This is a genomic window from Thalassobellus sediminis (assembly GCF_044386045.1).
Lineage (GTDB): Bacteria > Bacteroidota > Bacteroidia > Flavobacteriales > Flavobacteriaceae > Thalassobellus > Thalassobellus sediminis.
On record NZ_JBISCD010000040.1, the window covers coordinates 1,846,014 to 1,862,245 of the forward strand.

General features: G+C 32.3%; 15 protein-coding genes. 7 read left to right on the plus strand and 8 right to left on the minus strand.

Annotated features, from left to right (window positions below; all coding sequences use genetic code 11):
• Positions 1–41 precede the first annotated feature (41 nt).
• From ACH5TW_RS14600 to ACH5TW_RS14615, 4 genes are read right to left on the minus strand one after another with little or no spacing between them, the layout of a single operon-like run.
• Positions 42–1,109: an AAA family ATPase gene (locus tag ACH5TW_RS14600; RefSeq protein WP_439337243.1), complete on the minus strand. Its 1,068-nt coding sequence runs from the start codon at positions 1,107–1,109 to the stop codon at positions 42–44.
• 2 nt (positions 1,110–1,111) lie between these two features.
• Positions 1,112–2,317, minus strand: coding sequence for a DUF4350 domain-containing protein (locus ACH5TW_RS14605; protein ID WP_439337244.1), 1,206 nt, complete (start codon positions 2,315–2,317; stop codon positions 1,112–1,114).
• Positions 2,317–3,042 carry a hypothetical protein gene (locus ACH5TW_RS14610; protein WP_439337245.1) on the minus strand — a complete coding sequence of 242 codons (726 nt, stop codon included), beginning with the start codon at positions 3,040–3,042 and terminating at the stop codon, positions 2,317–2,319. Before ACH5TW_RS14610 ends, ACH5TW_RS14605 begins: the two co-directional genes overlap by 1 nt.
• Positions 3,039–4,028, minus strand: coding sequence for a stage II sporulation protein M (locus ACH5TW_RS14615; RefSeq protein ID WP_439337246.1), 990 nt, complete (start codon positions 4,026–4,028; stop codon positions 3,039–3,041). The genes ACH5TW_RS14610 and ACH5TW_RS14615 overlap by 4 nt, the downstream gene beginning before the upstream one ends.
• A 24-nt stretch (positions 4,029–4,052) precedes the next feature.
• Here ACH5TW_RS14615 and ACH5TW_RS14620 point away from each other — a divergent pair, with 24 nt between their 5' ends.
• Positions 4,053–4,772 (plus strand): RDD family protein, encoded by a 720-nt coding sequence (locus tag ACH5TW_RS14620; RefSeq protein WP_439337247.1) that lies wholly within the window; start codon positions 4,053–4,055, stop codon positions 4,770–4,772.
• Between the two features lie 116 nt (positions 4,773–4,888).
• On the opposite strand, the gene ACH5TW_RS14625 is transcribed toward ACH5TW_RS14620, so the two are convergent.
• Positions 4,889–5,593, minus strand: coding sequence for a peptidylprolyl isomerase (locus tag ACH5TW_RS14625; RefSeq protein WP_439337248.1), 705 nt, complete (start codon positions 5,591–5,593; stop codon positions 4,889–4,891).
• Positions 5,594–5,597: 4 nt separating this feature from the next.
• On the opposite strand from ACH5TW_RS14625, the gene ACH5TW_RS14630 reads away from it, so the two are divergent.
• From ACH5TW_RS14630 to ACH5TW_RS14655, 6 genes are all read left to right on the plus strand, one after another.
• Complete coding sequence (locus ACH5TW_RS14630) at positions 5,598–6,239, plus strand: NUDIX hydrolase (protein ID WP_439337249.1); 642 nt, start codon at positions 5,598–5,600, stop codon at positions 6,237–6,239.
• A gap of 51 nt (positions 6,240–6,290) precedes the next feature.
• Complete coding sequence (locus tag ACH5TW_RS14635) at positions 6,291–7,088, plus strand: lysophospholipid acyltransferase family protein (RefSeq protein ID WP_439337250.1); 798 nt, start codon at positions 6,291–6,293, stop codon at positions 7,086–7,088.
• Between the two features lie 41 nt (positions 7,089–7,129).
• Entirely contained in the window at positions 7,130–9,271 is a 2,142-nt protein-coding gene (gene recQ / locus ACH5TW_RS14640; protein ID WP_439337251.1) for a DNA helicase RecQ, read from the plus strand.
• An 89-nt stretch (positions 9,272–9,360) separates the two neighbouring features.
• Entirely contained in the window at positions 9,361–10,557 is a 1,197-nt protein-coding gene (locus ACH5TW_RS14645) for a Gfo/Idh/MocA family protein (RefSeq protein ID WP_439337252.1), read from the plus strand.
• 265 nt (positions 10,558–10,822) lie between these two features.
• Positions 10,823–13,120, plus strand: coding sequence for a DNA topoisomerase 3 (locus tag ACH5TW_RS14650; RefSeq protein ID WP_439337253.1), 2,298 nt, complete (start codon positions 10,823–10,825; stop codon positions 13,118–13,120).
• Positions 13,121–13,168: 48 nt separating this feature from the next.
• Positions 13,169–13,759 (plus strand): pseudouridine synthase, encoded by a 591-nt coding sequence (locus tag ACH5TW_RS14655; RefSeq protein WP_439337519.1) that lies wholly within the window; start codon positions 13,169–13,171, stop codon positions 13,757–13,759.
• 9 nt (positions 13,760–13,768) lie between these two features.
• On the opposite strand, the gene ACH5TW_RS14660 is transcribed toward ACH5TW_RS14655, so the two are convergent.
• Genes ACH5TW_RS14660 through ACH5TW_RS14670 form a run of 3 tightly spaced genes read right to left on the minus strand, consistent with a single transcriptional unit; the run spans position 13,769 to position 15,856 of the window.
• Positions 13,769–14,725 (minus strand): S41 family peptidase, encoded by a 957-nt coding sequence (locus tag ACH5TW_RS14660; protein ID WP_439337254.1) that lies wholly within the window; start codon positions 14,723–14,725, stop codon positions 13,769–13,771.
• Positions 14,722–15,357 carry a DUF8845 family protein gene (locus tag ACH5TW_RS14665; protein ID WP_439337255.1) on the minus strand — a complete coding sequence of 212 codons (636 nt, stop codon included), beginning with the start codon at positions 15,355–15,357 and terminating at the stop codon, positions 14,722–14,724. Before ACH5TW_RS14665 ends, ACH5TW_RS14660 begins: the two co-directional genes overlap by 4 nt.
• A gap of 4 nt (positions 15,358–15,361) precedes the next feature.
• Positions 15,362–15,856, minus strand: a complete 495-nt coding sequence (locus ACH5TW_RS14670) for an RNA polymerase sigma factor (protein WP_439337256.1) — start codon at positions 15,854–15,856, stop codon at positions 15,362–15,364.
• Between the last annotated feature and the right edge of the window lie 376 nt (positions 15,857–16,232).

Sequence of the window (16,232 nt, forward strand, 5' to 3'; positions counted from 1 at the left end):
TGATTTATTGTGAATTACGATTGCATACAGCCAACTGAAACTTACCTAGGTATCTCTACCGTTTCAATAATTTGTTTGATAATTTGTTTACTCGTTACTCCTTCCATTTCACGTTCTGGCGTTACAATAACTCTATGGTGTAAAACAGGAATGGCAGCACGTTTTATATCTTCTGGTGTTACAAAATCGCGTCCGCTCATGGCTGCAAAAGCTTTACTAGATTTTAGTATGGCAATAGAGGCTCTTGGCGATGCTCCTAAATATAAAAACTGATTATTACGAGTTGCTACAATAAGTTCTGCAATGTATTTAAGTAAATGCTGTTCTACTAAAATCTGATTTACTAAATTTTGATAATTAACAACTTGTTCTCCTGTTAAAAAGGAAGTGATTTCGTCTGTTTTTACTTTTTCTTTTAGAGCATGTTCTCTAGAAATGATTTCAATTTCTTCTTCTAAATTAGGATAATCTACATCTATTTTAAACAGGAACCTGTCTAATTGAGCTTCTGGTAAACGGTAAGTACCTTCTTGTTCTATGGGGTTTTGGGTTGCTAATACTATAAAAGGGGCATTAAGTTTATATTGGTGTCCGTCAATAGTTATTTGCTGTTCTTCCATAACTTCAAACAAGGCTGCTTGTGTTTTGGCAGGCGCTCGGTTAATTTCATCAATAAGAATCATGTTAGAGAAAATAGGTCCTTTTTTAAATTCGAATTCAGAATCTTTTAAGTTAAAAACAGAAGTTCCTAAAATATCACTCGGCATTAAATCTGGTGTAAATTGAATACGACTAAACCCTACACTTAAAGACTTGGCCAATAATTTTGCCGTCACCGTTTTTGCAACTCCAGGAACACCTTCAATTAAGGCATGTCCTTTTGCTAAAAGCGATGCAATTAGCATGTCTACCATGTCTTTTTGTCCAACAATAACTTTACCAACTTCGTCTTTTATTTTTTGAACACTTTGTTGAAGTTCAGATAAATCCAATCGGTTTTCAAATTGTAAATTATTAGTGTCTTCTAATGCGCTACTATCAATAGAGTCTACAACATCGGCTTTTGGTGTTGCATCAGGTTGGTTTTGTGGTTCTTTATTTTCGTCCATAATTATTTTGAATAAAATGCTTCTATGTGTCGGTTCAATTTTATTAAGTTGTCTTCAAAAAACTCATTTTTGGTTCGTAACCAATTTATAAAATCGATAAGTTTTTTTACCTCTTCTTTTTTCTTTCCTGTTTTTGATGCTAACTTCTGAATGAAATCTTCATTTAAAGTTGTGGTATCTAAATTAAAATCGCTTCTTATTTTTTCTAAAAAGTACGTTATTTTTTTATCTATTAAGTTCTTATGATCTTGAGTTTCAAAATATAAATTAGATATAGTTTTAACAAAAGCAAGCGTTGTGTTTTGTAATGGTTTTATAATTTTAATAATACGTTGTCTGCGTTTTGCATTAAAAATCATGAATAGAATACCAAAAATAAGCGCTGTGTACCAAGCCCATTTAAAAGACAGTTGTTCTAAAAACCAACTTAGGTTTGATTCTTTTTCAACATCGCCATCATAGCCTGATTGTATTTTTGTGTACGAATCAAAATAGACATTATTTTCAGGTAAATATGATATAACGCCTTCTATATATTTATATCTATCCTCTTTTAAAAGGTTATAGTTAGTAAAGGCTTTAGGTTCTAGGTGTAAAAAAACGGTGCCCTTACCAAAAGGAACTTGTAAAAAATTAACGTGTTTATAGTCAATTTTTGAATGTCCTAATACAATATGATGTATAGAATCATAATCTGAAAAATATTGATCGCTAGCATTTTTATCAATTTTTATAGCATCAATATTTATCTGTTTTAAAGATTCATAAGAAATACTATCTTTTTCATTTTCAATATAATCAACACTAACATCTAGAGTGTCATGAAATTTTTGTGGGAAATAATAATCTGAAATAAATAGCGTGTTTCCCGCATCAACAAAGTTGAGAAGCTCATCAACAGATTCATCAGTTAAATAATCAGAATTTCCAATAATAATAAAGCTACCTTTTGCAACATGTTCGCCATAACCATCTTCAGAATTTGCTCTTAAATAACTTGAAGGTTGATGATAAACAGTTCTAATTTTATGGTCTTTAAAAAGCTTTGGCAATTCTTTGTAAAAAACACTTACGCCATATGGTTTGTTGCTTTTTTCGTTAAAAGATTCTTCCCAATCTACGGTTTTTGTGTTTTTAATACCAATAGCAATGGCAGCTGTAACAATTAAAGCGGCAATAACGAAAACAATAGGAAGAGCTTTTTTCATTATTTAATTTGCTTTAAAAGGGTTGCGAAATTACTTTTAGCATTATTGTACTGATCAATATCTAACGGAAATTCGCCATACCAAATATAGTTGTACAAATACGAAGTGTATGAAAATTTATCACTAAAAGGTTTGTTGCTAATTTCGTTTAAATACTCGGCATTGGTTTTGTCATCTTCAAATTTTATATAATTTTTTAAGCTTAAATTTTTTAATACAAGTAGGTAATAATACCTGATAGCCAACCTGTAATCATCACTGTTTTCAGCATTTTTAATTAATGAATTTATATCGGCGTTTTCAATGTTTTCTGCCGTTATGTCTTCGTAATTATTAATTTTTTGATGTTGTTTTGATGAAAATAATCCAGAGCCGCCTTCATTAAATAGAAAATAAACCAAGTAAACAACAGCAATAGCCAAAGCAGCATAAAATAGCCAACTTAAGGGGCCTAGATTTATACTAAAACTATCAGAATCATTATCATCTTTTATACGAGGCTTTTTGTTTTTATAATCTTCATACTTACCAGAACCACTAGGTGTTTCGTTAACTACTTTTTTGCCTTCATAATTGTATTTATTACTAGAGTAGTGGTCTTTAAAATCTTCATCAAAATGCCTTATTTGTTTAGGTTCTTGAAAACTAGTAGAGCAAGAAACTGTTTGGTAATTTACGATTACCAAAAACAAAAAGAGTATAATATGTAATTGTTTTAGCTTCAAATAGATTCTAGGTTAAAAGTAGTATTTTGGGTAATTTCTTTCTGAATTTTAAAAGGATATATTAGGTAGTAATAGCTTATAATGCCTAGTGTAATTAAAATAATACTTATAGATAGCCAATGTGGCATAATGTTAGAATACCTAGTAATAAAACCTTCTAAAAAACCTGCCGAAAATGTAAACGGAAAGGTGCTTATTAAAACTTTAATTCCTGTTTTAGCACCTTGTTTAAAGGAGGTGTATCTAGAATGTGTGGCAGGAAATAAAATACTAGCACCTAGAATTAAACCTGCTGCAGCTTCAATAACAATGGCAAATATTTCCATAGAACCGTGAATCCAAATACCACGAACACTTTCCCAAAACACACCTTTATCATAAAAGAAATATTGAAAAGAGCCAAGCATAATACAGTTCTTAAACATAATGTAAAGTGTACCTATACCTAGAAAAACACCCAGAACAAAAGCAATAATACCAACTTTTAAGTTGTTTATAGTAATGCCAATAAAACTTCCCCAATTACTGCCACTTTTATAAACAGCCACAGGGTCGCCAGCTTCAATGTTTTCTAAAGACATGTTTACGTAATTGTCTCCTAAAATAGAACGCACAAACTCACCATCGTTAGCAGCAGAAATTGCACCAATAAAAGTGAAAGCAAAAAAGATGATAAAAGCTATGTAAATAAATTTTCGGTATTCATAACAAATTAAAGGCACTTCGGTTTTCCAAAAACCAATAATTCTATTGGTGTCTTCCCGTTTTGTTTTGTAAATTTTTTGAAATGCTTTAGCCGCTAACTGATTTAAATATACAATAACCTTACTTTTAGGGTAATAGGTTTGTGCATAAGCCAAATCGTTTATTAAATGGATGTATTGTGAGGCTAGTTCGTCAGGATCTTTAAAGTCATTATTAAAGACAGCCTTTTCAAAACTCAACCATTTTTCCTTATTTTGTTTGATGAATGAAACTTCTCTCATATATTTGATAAATTAAAATATAAAATGTCAGAGTTACAAATTAACACGACCCAAAATGTAAAAATAAAATTCTCGGCTGTTGGAGCTGGCGAAAGATTATTGGCATTTATCATTGATATGGCTATAAAAATAGGCTATATGCTGCTGTTGAGTTGGACGTTTGGTGTGTTCGATAATATGGATGAATGGTCGCAAATAGGTATTAATACCGTGCTAAGTTTTCCTGTTATGTTTTATACGTTGGTTTTAGAGTCGTTATTAGAAGGACAAACTATTGGAAAAAAAGCACTAAATATAAGAGTCGTTAAAATTGATGGATATCAAGCGTCGTTTTCAGATTATGTGGTACGTTGGTTTTTTAGAATTGCAGACATTTATATTTTCGGATTGGGTTTTTTCATAATTCTATTCAATAAAAAACAACAGAGATTGGGCGATATGGCAGCAGGAACAGCCGTTATTGCATTAAAAGACAAAGTAACTATTAATCATACTATTTTAGAAAATTTAAAAAGCGATTATAAACCAACCTATCCTAATGTTATTAAATTATCTGATAATGATGCCCGAATTATAAAAGATACATTTACAGTCGCCAGAGCATCACGAGATTTTCAAACATTAATAAAATTAAGAAAAAAGCTCATTGAAGTTGTTCAAATTAAAGAAGTAAAACAAAAAACCGATATGGAATTTATAGATGTTATTTTAAAAGATTATAATTTTTACACCCAAGACATGTAAGCAGAGAGCCCGTTTTTGTTTTTACAAAAATTGTGCGAATCGTTTATCCTGAGAGTATCAAATCTAAAAATTTTAATTATAAGTTAAGGAAGTAATAATATTTTTTTTAACACTCATTACTCAATAATCTCAACATTTCGAATGTAAATATTTTGTAAAGGCCAATCTGCATCATCGGTTTTAACAGCAGCTATTTTATCAATCACATCCATACCTTTAATAACACGTCCAAAAATAGTATAATCGCCATCTAAAAAGTGTGAGCCTCCTTTTTGTTGCACAATAAAAAACTCAAAAGGCGATGCTAATTTATGCGGATTATCAATATCGCTACTAGGCATAGAAATAACACCTCTATCATGTTTAAAGCCTCGCTTTGTATCGGGTGGTAATAAGTATTTTCCAATTTTTCCACGTTTTCTAGCTGTTTTTTTATCATCACTATTTCCTGCTTGTACCATAAAGTTATCAATAACTCTGTAAAACTGGGTATCATTAAAATACTTTTGTTTTGTTAAATAAATAAAATTAGCACGATGGTACTTTGTTTCATTATAAAGTAAAATATCAATAGCACCAAAATCAGTAGTAATACGCACTTTATTTTCTTTGTGATGCTTATCGTATTCCTTAAAAAAATACATAGCATTCTTAGTGTCTAGCTTTGGAAATACTTCTTCTTTAGTTTTTATAGTGTCTTTCGTTGTTTCTTTTTTATCAGATTTTGTTACTGTAGTTTCAATCGTTTTTTTAGTCTTAGAATGTTTATCTTCACAATTCAGAAATAAAAAGAAACAACATAAAAGCAATACAACACGCATATAAATGAATTTTGATGAATTTTTAAAATCGTTATCAAAAATAGAAAATATACAGCTTCCAGCCGAAGCTTCTCACTTTAAAATGGTGCCTCCGTATAGGCAGGCGCTTTTAAAACAACAAAAAGAAGCTATAAAAGATGCGAAAAAAGCAGGTGTTTTGGTTTTGTTTTATCCAGATGAAAGCAATAAAACCCATTTTGTCTTAATTTTAAGAAAATCATATAAAGGCGTGCATTCTGCACAAGTAGCCTTTCCTGGAGGGAAGTTGGAAAATGATGATGTCTCTATGGAAGCAGCGGCAGTTAGGGAGACTTATGAAGAGGTTGGTGTTCCTATTGAATCTATAGATGTAGTACGGCAATTATCTCAAGTTTATATTCCGCCAAGTAATTTTTATGTGTATCCTTTTATAGGTACATGTAAGGTAAAACCGCTGTTTATTAAGCAAGAAGATGAAGTTGAGGCTATTATAGAGGTGTCTTTATGCCATTTTTTAGATGATGAAAATCTGGTAACTAAAAATGTAAAAACCTCATATAGTATTGAGACAGAGGTGCCTGCTTTTAAATTGAACGAACACATCGTTTGGGGAGCTACAGCTATGATGTTAAGTGAAATTAAAGACTTGTTAAAACAATTACTCTAGTTTGCAAGATTTGTTACATTTGCAGCAACTAACCAATTTGACGTTTGATTTATGGGATTATTTAAACGAAATCCATTCGGGCATATACTATTTTTAAAAAAATGGCTCATTAGAATTTTTGGAGTACTAACTCATAGGCGTTTTAGAGGCTTTAATGAATTACAAATAGAGGGTTCTGAAATAATTAAAGATTTACCAGATACCAACGTGCTTTTTATATCAAATCATCAAACCTATTTTGCCGATGTGGTATCTATGTTTCATGTGTTTAATGCAAGTTTAAGTGGTCGTACAGATTCTATAAAAAATATAGGTTATATCTGGAATCCGAAACTGAATATATATTACGTTGCAGCCAAAGAAACCATGAAAGCAGGTTTGTTGCCTAAAATCATGGCTTATATGGGTTCTGTTAGTATCGAGCGTACTTGGAGATCGGAAGGTCAAGATGTGAAAAGGCAAGTAAAAATGAGTGATATTTCAAGTATAGGAAAGGCTTTAGACGATGGTTGGGTTATTACATTTCCTCAAGGAACCACGACACCATTTAAACCCATTAGAAAAGGAACATCTCATATTATAAAACGCTATAAGCCAATTGTAGTACCTATTGTTATTGATGGTTTTAGAAGATCGTTTGATAAAAAAGGTTTACGAATAAAGAAGAAAAATATTTTACAATCTTTTGAAATAAAACCACCTTTAGAAATTGATTACGATAACGAATCTACTGACGATATCGTAAAAAAAATAGAGTATGCCATCGAACAACATCCTTCATTCTTAAAAGTGATTCCTCAAAAAGAACTTGCTGCACTTGAAGAATTGAATAAAAAACGTGAATGGTAAAACAGATTGTTTTTTAATGTTTACTATTTAGACTTCCATAAATGCCTGAAAAAGCAGTTAAAAACCAAGTGTTTTTAAACTTAAAAAACTATTTTGGTTACGATAGTTTTAGAACAAATCAACAAGATATTGTCGAGGCTGTACTAAACAAAAAAGACTGTTTAGTTATTATGCCAACGGGTGGAGGTAAATCTATTTGCTTTCAGCTTCCAGCATTATCATTTAAAGGTGTAACTATTGTAATTTCACCATTAATTGCCTTGATGAAAGATCAGGTAGATGGTTTAAATGCCAATGGAATTCCTGCATCTTATTTTAATAGTAGTCAAAGTAGTGAAGAGCAATTTGCTATTATAGAAAATGTAATTCGAGCAGAAATAAAATTACTTTATGTTGCGCCAGAAAGTTTAGCAGCATTACAAAATATTTTAACCGAAAAATATATAAGTTGTGTAGCCATAGATGAAGCGCATTGTATTTCATCTTGGGGGCACGATTTTAGACCATCTTATCAGCAACTAGGTTTTTTAAAAACTACATTACCAAATATCCCTTTTATTGCTTTAACAGCAACGGCCGATAAGGCTACAAGACAAGATATTGTAAAGCAACTACGTATTGAGCAAGCTAAAATATTCATATCATCGTTTGATAGAGAAAATATAGGTTTAGAAGTACGTCCAGCAAATAACAGGATTTCTCAAGTTGTTAAGTTTATAAAAGCAAGACCCAATCAATCGGGTATTATTTATTGTTTAAGCCGAAAAACTACAGAGCAATTATCTAGTAAATTAAAAGCCAATAGTATTCCTGCTGAAGCGTATCATGCGGGTTTAAATTTTGATAAACGCTCCAAAGTTCAAGAATCGTTTATACATGATAAAACCCAAATTGTTTGTGCAACCGTCGCTTTTGGTATGGGGATCGATAAATCGAATGTACGCTGGGTTGTGCATTATAATATGCCTAAAAATATTGAAGGCTATTATCAAGAAATTGGTCGTGCGGGACGAGACGGCTTAAAGTCTCACGCTTTATTGTTTCATAGTTATGCCGATGTTATTCAGCTACAAAATTTTGCAAGTGGCGCTTCTAATGAAGCAGTTCAAATAGCGAAATTAGACAGAATGAAACAGTTTGCAGAGTCTACAACCTGTCGACGAAAAATTTTGCTGAGCTATTTTGGTGAGTTGTTAGGTTCAAATTGTGGGAACTGTGATGTTTGTAAAAATCCGCCAGAGTTTTTCGATGGTACTGTTATTGCTCAAAAAATCCTGTCGACGGTATATCATTTAAAACAGCAAGAAGCTATGGGGACTATTATCGATGTGCTTCGTGGTTCGCAAAACGCTACTATTGTATCAAAAGGCTATCAGGGAGTTTCAACATTCGGGATTGGTAAAGATATTTCATGGCAACATTGGCAACATTTTGTTATTCAGCTTATAAATCAAGGCTTTTGTGAAATCGCATTTAATAAACATAATGCATTACAACTTACAGAATTTTCTAGTAATGTATTGTTTAAAGGTGCAAAAGTAGCATTAACAAAACCTGTTGCTGTTACCGAAGTTAAGCCTGTAGTAAAAGAACGAAAGACTAGATTAAAACGAACAAAAACGAAAGCTAAAGCGAAATCAGTTACCGATAATTTATTTGAGCGTCTCCGCCAGTTGCGTTATAAAATAGCTTTAGAAGAAGGGATTCCAGCATATTTGATTTTTAGTGATGCGACTTTGAAAGAAATTGAAAGAGAGCGTCCATTAAGCGACGATGATTTTTTAAGTATTAGCGGTGTAGGACAACGTAAACTAGAAGTTTATGGTGATGAGTTTATGGCAGAAATCATGAATTTCATGGGTTCTAAAGTTAATAAACCTAAAAAAGCAGATACTTATACTGTTACTTACGAGCTTTATAAATCAGGATTGTCTATTGAAGAAATAGCGCTTGAACGCAAATTAAACACCACAACAATATATTCGCATATTGCTAAATTATATAGCACCGGAAAAAAAATAAATTTATACGATTTTGTTTCCAAAAGCGATGTGGAAGCTGTGAGAAAAGCAAAAGAAGCCTTAGGCGCTCCAAAAGCATTGAGACCTTATTTCGAATATTTTAACGAAAGTATTGATTATTTTAAAATCCGTTTGGCATTGAGTATTGTTGAAAAAGAGTAGTTTGCTCTTATAAATAAAGAATTTCATAACTTACTACCTTTAATGCATTAACTAAGTTATTAAAGGAATTAAATACGTAAATCACAGATATGAAAACACTTGGTATTGGTATTGTAGGTTCAAGATATGGTGCGCACATGCATCATGAAAATTATAAAAAATTACCTCAAGGTTTAATTGAAATTAGAGGGGTTTGTTCACGTTCTCTAGAAAGTGCAGAAGCTTTTGCTAAGGAGATTGGTGTTTCTTTTGCGACCAATAATTTTGACGAACTTCTTAATCGAGATGATATCGATGTTATAGATGTTTGTACACCTCCAGCAACCCATCATGAAATAGCTATTCGAGCAGCAGAAGCTGGAAAGCATATTATTATGGAAAAACCGCTTACTGGTTATTTTGGTGAGCCAGGAGATCAAGAACCAATCGGTCTTCATGTGGCACGTGCTCGAATGAGAGCAGGTGCGAGAAAAAATGCAGAGGCTGTTAGAGATGCGGTTAGAAAAAATGGTGTTCGGTTTTGTTATGCCGAAAACTGGGTGTATTCGCCAACCATAGCTAAAATGCGTAATCTTATTGCAGCGTCTAAAGGTTCTATTTTAGAATTACGTGCAGAAGAAAATCATTCGGGGTCAAACTCATTATATTCTCGTCAGTGGAAAAATACAGGTGGCGGTGCCTTATTACGAATGGGCGCACATTCCGTTGGTGCTTGTTTGCATATTAAACAATGGGAAGGCGAAAAACGTCTAGGTCGCCCTATTCGTCCGGTGTCTGTTATGGCAGATGTTGCCGATTTAATTCATACCGAAGCTTCCGAACGCGCAAAGAAAGCAAATGCCCATAATTGGATTAGTTCAAATCCTGTAGATGTAGAAGATTGGGCGAATGTAACCATTCGATTTGATGATGGCTCAAGAGCTACAGTACTTGTTAGTGATACTGGGCTTGGTGGATTAAATACACGTGTAACTGCTTTTATGACGGATGGTGTTATTAAAGCAAATATGACTTCTAACGATGCTATAGAAACATATGCTGTAGATCCTGCGACTTTTGGTGATGAATATTTTACAGAAAAATTAGAAACCAAAGCAGGATGGAATAGACCGAGTTGCGACGAAGATTGGTTTCGAGGCTTTGCTCAAGAAATTGAAGATTTCGTGTATGCTATTCGAGATAACCGAGATCCATTTTCAGGAATAGATCTCGCTGTAGATTGCGTGAATGTTATCTATTCTGCGTATTTATCTGCGGAAGAAGGTCGTGTTGTGACTCTAGATTAATGCCAGTAGAAATTTTGTGTTAAATATAGGTTTTTAATTAAGTTTGTAAACTTGAGTTTGTCAGAAAATTTTCTAACTTCGTTTAGCGTATGATATAAAATATTTATGCTGAATTTATTTCAGTATTAAAACGATTTCATATCAACGTCGTTACACAAAACATCAATTTTTCAACCTTACCAATTAGTTAATAACTCCTAACAATTCTCTTTTATAAACCATATCAAAATTCCTATTTTGCAAGTTCTAAATTAAATAAGAACGAGTGAAAGTCTGTATAGCCGAAAAACCAAGTGTTGCCCGAGAAATTGCATCTGTTTTAGGAGCGAATTCTAAGCGCGATGGCTATTACGAAGGTAATGGTTATGCGGTAACATACACATTTGGGCATTTATGCACTTTAAAAGAACCTAACGATTATAAACCCCATTGGAAAAGTTGGGATTTAAATAATCTTCCCATGTTGCCTGAGAAATTTGAAACCAAAGTGGTGTTGAATTCGGGTATACAAAAGCAATTTAATATTGTAAAAAGTTTATTTGATAAAGCAGAGCTTGTTATAAATTGTGGGGATGCGGGGCAAGAAGGAGAACTCATTCAACGTTGGGTGATGAATGAAGCTAATTATAAAGGCAAGGTAGAGCGTTTATGGATTTCATCATTAACAACAGAAGCTATTAAAGAAGGTTTTGAAAAATTAAAACCCGCTGAAGATTACGATAATTTATATTACGCAGGGTTTTCAAGAGCTATTGGCGATTGGTTATTAGGTATGAATGCCACACGATTATACACCGTAAAACATGGTGGTTATAAGCAAGTGTTGTCAGTTGGTCGTGTACAAACTCCAACTTTGGCGATGGTTGTGAATCGTTTTAAAGAAATTGAAAATTTTAAACCACAACCGTATTGGGAATTACAAACGTTGTATCGAGAGACGCTTTTTAGTTACGAAGAAGGTCGTTTTTTAAAGAAGGAAGATGGAGAAACTTTAGCAAATAAAGTAAAGGAAAGTGATTTTGAAATAGTATCTATTACCAAAAAGAAAGGGAAAGAATATGCGCCCAAGTTATTCGATTTAACAGGCTTGCAGGTGTATTGTAATACGAAGTTTGGATTTTCGGCAGATGAAACTTTAAAGATTGTTCAGAAGTTATACGAACAAAAAGTAGTAACCTATCCTAGAGTTGATACTACGTTTTTACCAAACGATGTCTACCCTAAAGTAGCAGGGATTCTTCAAAAGCTGACAAATTATTCCACATTAACTCAAACACTTTTAGGAAAGAAAATAAAAAAATCGACTAAGGTTTTTAACGATAAAAAAGTTACCGATCACCACGCGATTATTCCAACGGGGATTCAAATTAATCTGCAATACAACCAGCAGCAGGTTTACGATATTATTGTAAAACGTTTTATTGCGGTGTTTTATGATGATTGTTCTGTGGCAAATACAATGGTTATTGGTAGTGCTGCTGAGGTATCTTTTAAAACAACTGGTAAAGAGATTTTAGAAAAGGGTTGGCGTGTTGTATTTGAAAATCCGAATGCTAAAGAAAGAGAATCAGGGATTTTGCCAACTTTTGAAAAAGGTGAAAAAGGCCCTCACGAACCATCGTTTTTAGAAAAAGAAACGAAGCCACCTAATCAGTTTACAGAGGCAACTTTATTACGTGCTATGGAAACAGCAGGAAAGCAAGTGGATGATGAAGAGTTGCGTGATTTAATGAAAGAAAATGGTATTGGACGACCATCTACACGTGCCAATATAATTGAAACCCTTTTTAAACGAAAATATATTAAGCGTAATAAAAAACAAGTATTACCAACAGTTACGGGTATTCAGTTAATTGATACCATTCAAAACGATATCTTAAAATCAGCAGAATTAACAGGTTCTTGGGAAAAGCAATTAAAAGATATAGAGAAAGGTGAGTTTAGCGCAGGTGCGTTTATTAAAAACATGAAGCGCATGGTAGACGCTTTGGTTTACGAAGTGAGAAGTGAAACCAAACGTGCTAATATTTCGCAAGAAAATGTTATTAAAAGTAGAGTTAGAGTAGCGAAGTCTGCTGTAAAAAAACAAGCGGGTATCACTGCTGAGGTTTGTCCGAAATGTAAAAAAGGTCAACTTCTAAAAGGAAAAAGTGCTTATGGCTGTTCTGCTTTTAAATCGGGATGCGATTTTGTGTTGCCTTTTAGTTTCTCAGGTAAAAAAATATCAGAAAAACAGTTTGTTAGATTGCTTCAAAAAGGTTCTACGGTTAATTTAAAAGGTTTTAAGACGGATGCAGGTACTGTTGAAGGTTTATTGCGTTTTGATGAAAATTTCAAACTCAAATTAGAGCCAAAGAAAACTTCCGCGAAAGCGAAACCTGATGAGTTAATCTGTCCGAAATGTAAAAAAGGAACGGTTATAAAAGGGAATTCAGCCTATGGGTGTACTGCTTATAAATCGGGATGTGATTTTAAAATGACTTTTGATGCCGTTAGAACTAAAATAAACGGGCAAACACCGACCAAAGAGTTGGTTCACGATATCTTGAGCGGCAAGATATGAGTCATTTCGAACGCAGAGAGAAATCACATAAAGAAGTAATTAATTAGAATTCTTTTGGAAGATATAAAACATCGTCATTTTATAATTTACAAACCGTACGGGTATTTAAGTCAGTTTATGAGTAATGCCTCAAAACAACAATCTAAAAATTTTTTGGGCGAACTTCATGATTTTCCTGAAGGTATTATGGCTGTTGGTCGTTTAGATGAGAAATCGGAGGGTTTATTGTTATTGACTACTGATGGACAAACGAGTGCTTTTGTAAATAGTAAAAAGGTTGAAAAAGAATACTATGCACAAGTAGATGGTAATATTTCGGAAGAAGCTATTGAGCAATTAAAAACAGGCGTAGAAATTGGTTTTGATGGTAAAAAGTATCAAACAAAACCTTGCAACGCTTTTAAGTTGGATGCTAATCCAGATTTTGAGGAGCGTTCGCGAAAAATACGTGATGATAGGCATGGACCAACATCGTGGGTTTCTATAATTTTAAACGAAGGGAAGTTTAGACAGGTACGAAAAATGACTTCGGCAGTGGGGTTTCCAACCTTGAGATTAGTACGTGTTAGGGTAGGAGATATTCATTTAAAGCCTATGAAAATTGGTGATGTGGTTGAGGTGGATAAGTTGTTGGTTTAGGATTGTCTTTTAAATGTCGTTTTTTATCCATTTAATTGCTTTTTCTAAAGACTCTTCTGAGGAGCATTTTTCGTCTGGAATTATGGCCTTTACTATTTTTTTATCTAAATCACATAAATATGAAAAACTTAAAAGTAAAGTAGCACCACTAGGTGAATAATGAATGGGCATTAAAGCAGTAGTTAATCCATTAGATCTAGATCCAAAGATTTTGGTTTGTTTTTGAAACTTTAAACTCATGGCAACTAATTCTCCACAACTGGCAGTTCTGTTATTTATCAAGACAGCTATTTTTTTGTCTTTATTAATCAAAGTGTTTACATAATTTAAAGAGACTCCTGTATCATCATGACCAAATTTAAATGTGTTATTCAAACAAATTATTGGTTTGAAATTCCCTTTATTGTCTTTGTAATAACTAATAATTGAGTCTTTTAGTAGTGGAGAAATACCTAAAGGCTGACTAAAACCAGCGCCTCCGTTATTATCTTTCAAATCAATAATCCAACCATTTAGAGAGGAAGATCGGTCTAGTTCTATTAACGTTTTTCGAATTTTTAATGCGAATAATTTAGATAATCTTTCATTTGCTCCAAATCCAGGGATTTTGATATATCCAATATTGTTTCCAATAATTTTTGATTGTACTTCAGGTAAAACGAGAGAATCATTATTAATGATATTATCCTCAGGTTTAAAAAAACAACTATGCCGATCATTAATCAAAAACAAAGTGTAGTCGATAGCATTGTATACATCATTATTACTATTAAATTGTTTAATTGAGTCTTTAACTTTAATCTCTATATTAAACCAATTTATTACATCATTTTTAATATAATAAGTTTTTATGTTTTTTAACGAATTATTAAAGAGCTGTTCAAATGGGGTTTCTTGTTTTTTGTGACAAGAAAGAGAAAAAAGAGTAAATAAAATTAAGATAAATTTATTTGATGTTTTTTTCATAAATCTAACTTCTCTAGTTCTTTATAATTCTTGTTTAGGCGTTTTAATAAGATGCCATAAATAAGTTTGTAAAATAACCAAATAATTAGTGTTGCAATAGCTAAGAAAAGTACAGAGATTCCCATGAAAATCATAGTGCCATGTTCGCCAAGTTTTTCTATATTTTGAGTCATTTCAGGATCGTTGTGTACGCTAATATATAAACCGATGATTACTGACAGAACTATCATTATTAAGTTATAGAGTACGTAATATTTTATGATTTTACGTGTTTTTAGAATACTCTCCATAAGTTTTTTAGCACTATCTGTAATAGATATTGATTTGTACGACTTGTAGAGTAGATATACAAAAAGAAGAATAACAGCAAAGCTAAATATGGTAAGGCCATTAAAAACAGCATCGTTTGTGTAAACTTGATCTAATTTTTGTCTGTAACTATCTGATGTGAAATAGGGGATTGCATTTACTAAAATCCAAAAAACAAATTCGGCAATACTTATGTAAAAAAGCATCTTTACAATAGAAGATGACTTTTTGAGCAACATCGGGTAAATATCATTTACCGATAGTTTTTTATGGTCTGAGTTGGATTTATTCCAATTTTTTTTTAATATGTCTAATTCATCCATAGTGTTACGGATTTAGTATGGTTTTAAGTTTTGTTTTAATCCTGTTCATTTTCACGCGGGCATTTACTTCACTTATCCCCAAAGTTTCACTTATTTCTTTATAGTTTTTGTCTTCTAAATATAAAAACACCAAGGCCTTTTCTATATCATTTAATTGATGAACGGCTTTGTATAATACTTTTAATTGTTCCTCTTCTGTGTCGTCATAATCTTCTGCTTTTATTTTAAAAGCGACCCCTTCAAAATCTTGGGTGTTAATCGTTCTTTTAGATTTTCGGTAAAGTGTAATTGCGGTATTTAAACCTACACGATACATCCAAGTACTAAACTTTGCATCGCCTCTAAATTTAGGATATGCTTTCCAAAGTTGAATGGTTATTTCTTGAAATAAATCGTTATGCGCATCATAATTATTAGTGTACAAACGACAAACTTTGTGCACAATATTTTGATGCTTTTCTAGCAATTCTACAAAACTATGTTTTAGTTCTTCTTTCAAGTTGATGGGTTAGTTACTTTATAAGTAGCTTAAATATTTAAAACGTTACAAATGTGTGAAAAATAATTTTAAAAAGAGTAGGGTAGTGAGCCGTTTTTTATGATTTTACAATTGGGTTTTCTGTTCATTAATTGAAAATATTGGGAATTATTAGGTGTTTTTATTTTGTTTAAATTAATGGTTTAGGTGGTTTTTGTTGAAAGTTGATTTTAAATAATTTAAGTGTGCATTATAGATAAAATCTATGAGGGGGTTTTTTTTGAAAATAGAGTTTTTATTGCGTTAAGAGTTACTAATATATAAAAAAATAATTAGATGAAATTTAGGATTAAAAATTAGTAAAAACAATCTATTTGTGTTTCGTGTTTTCTGTTTG

Bases quoted from the DNA above. Each gene is read 5' to 3' on its own strand.
- ACH5TW_RS14600 (WP_439337243.1), bottom strand. From the start codon at position 1,109: ATGGACGAAAATAAAGAACCACAAAACCAACCTGATGCAACACCAAAA.
- ACH5TW_RS14605 (WP_439337244.1), bottom strand. From the start codon at position 2,317: ATGAAAAAAGCTCTTCCTATTGTTTTCGTTATTGCCGCTTTAATTGTT.
- ACH5TW_RS14615 (WP_439337246.1), bottom strand. From the start codon at position 4,028: ATGAGAGAAGTTTCATTCATCAAACAAAATAAGGAAAAATGGTTGAGT.
- ACH5TW_RS14620 (WP_439337247.1), top strand. From the start codon at position 4,053: ATGTCAGAGTTACAAATTAACACGACCCAAAATGTAAAAATAAAATTC.
- ACH5TW_RS14625 (WP_439337248.1), bottom strand. From the start codon at position 5,593: ATGCGTGTTGTATTGCTTTTATGTTGTTTCTTTTTATTTCTGAATTGT.
- ACH5TW_RS14630 (WP_439337249.1), top strand. From the start codon at position 5,598: ATGAATTTTGATGAATTTTTAAAATCGTTATCAAAAATAGAAAATATA.
- ACH5TW_RS14635 (WP_439337250.1), top strand. From the start codon at position 6,291: ATGGGATTATTTAAACGAAATCCATTCGGGCATATACTATTTTTAAAA.
- recQ (WP_439337251.1), top strand. From the start codon at position 7,130: ATGCCTGAAAAAGCAGTTAAAAACCAAGTGTTTTTAAACTTAAAAAAC.
- ACH5TW_RS14645 (WP_439337252.1), top strand. From the start codon at position 9,361: ATGAAAACACTTGGTATTGGTATTGTAGGTTCAAGATATGGTGCGCAC.
- ACH5TW_RS14660 (WP_439337254.1), bottom strand. From the start codon at position 14,725: ATGAAAAAAACATCAAATAAATTTATCTTAATTTTATTTACTCTTTTT.
- ACH5TW_RS14665 (WP_439337255.1), bottom strand. From the start codon at position 15,357: ATGGATGAATTAGACATATTAAAAAAAAATTGGAATAAATCCAACTCA.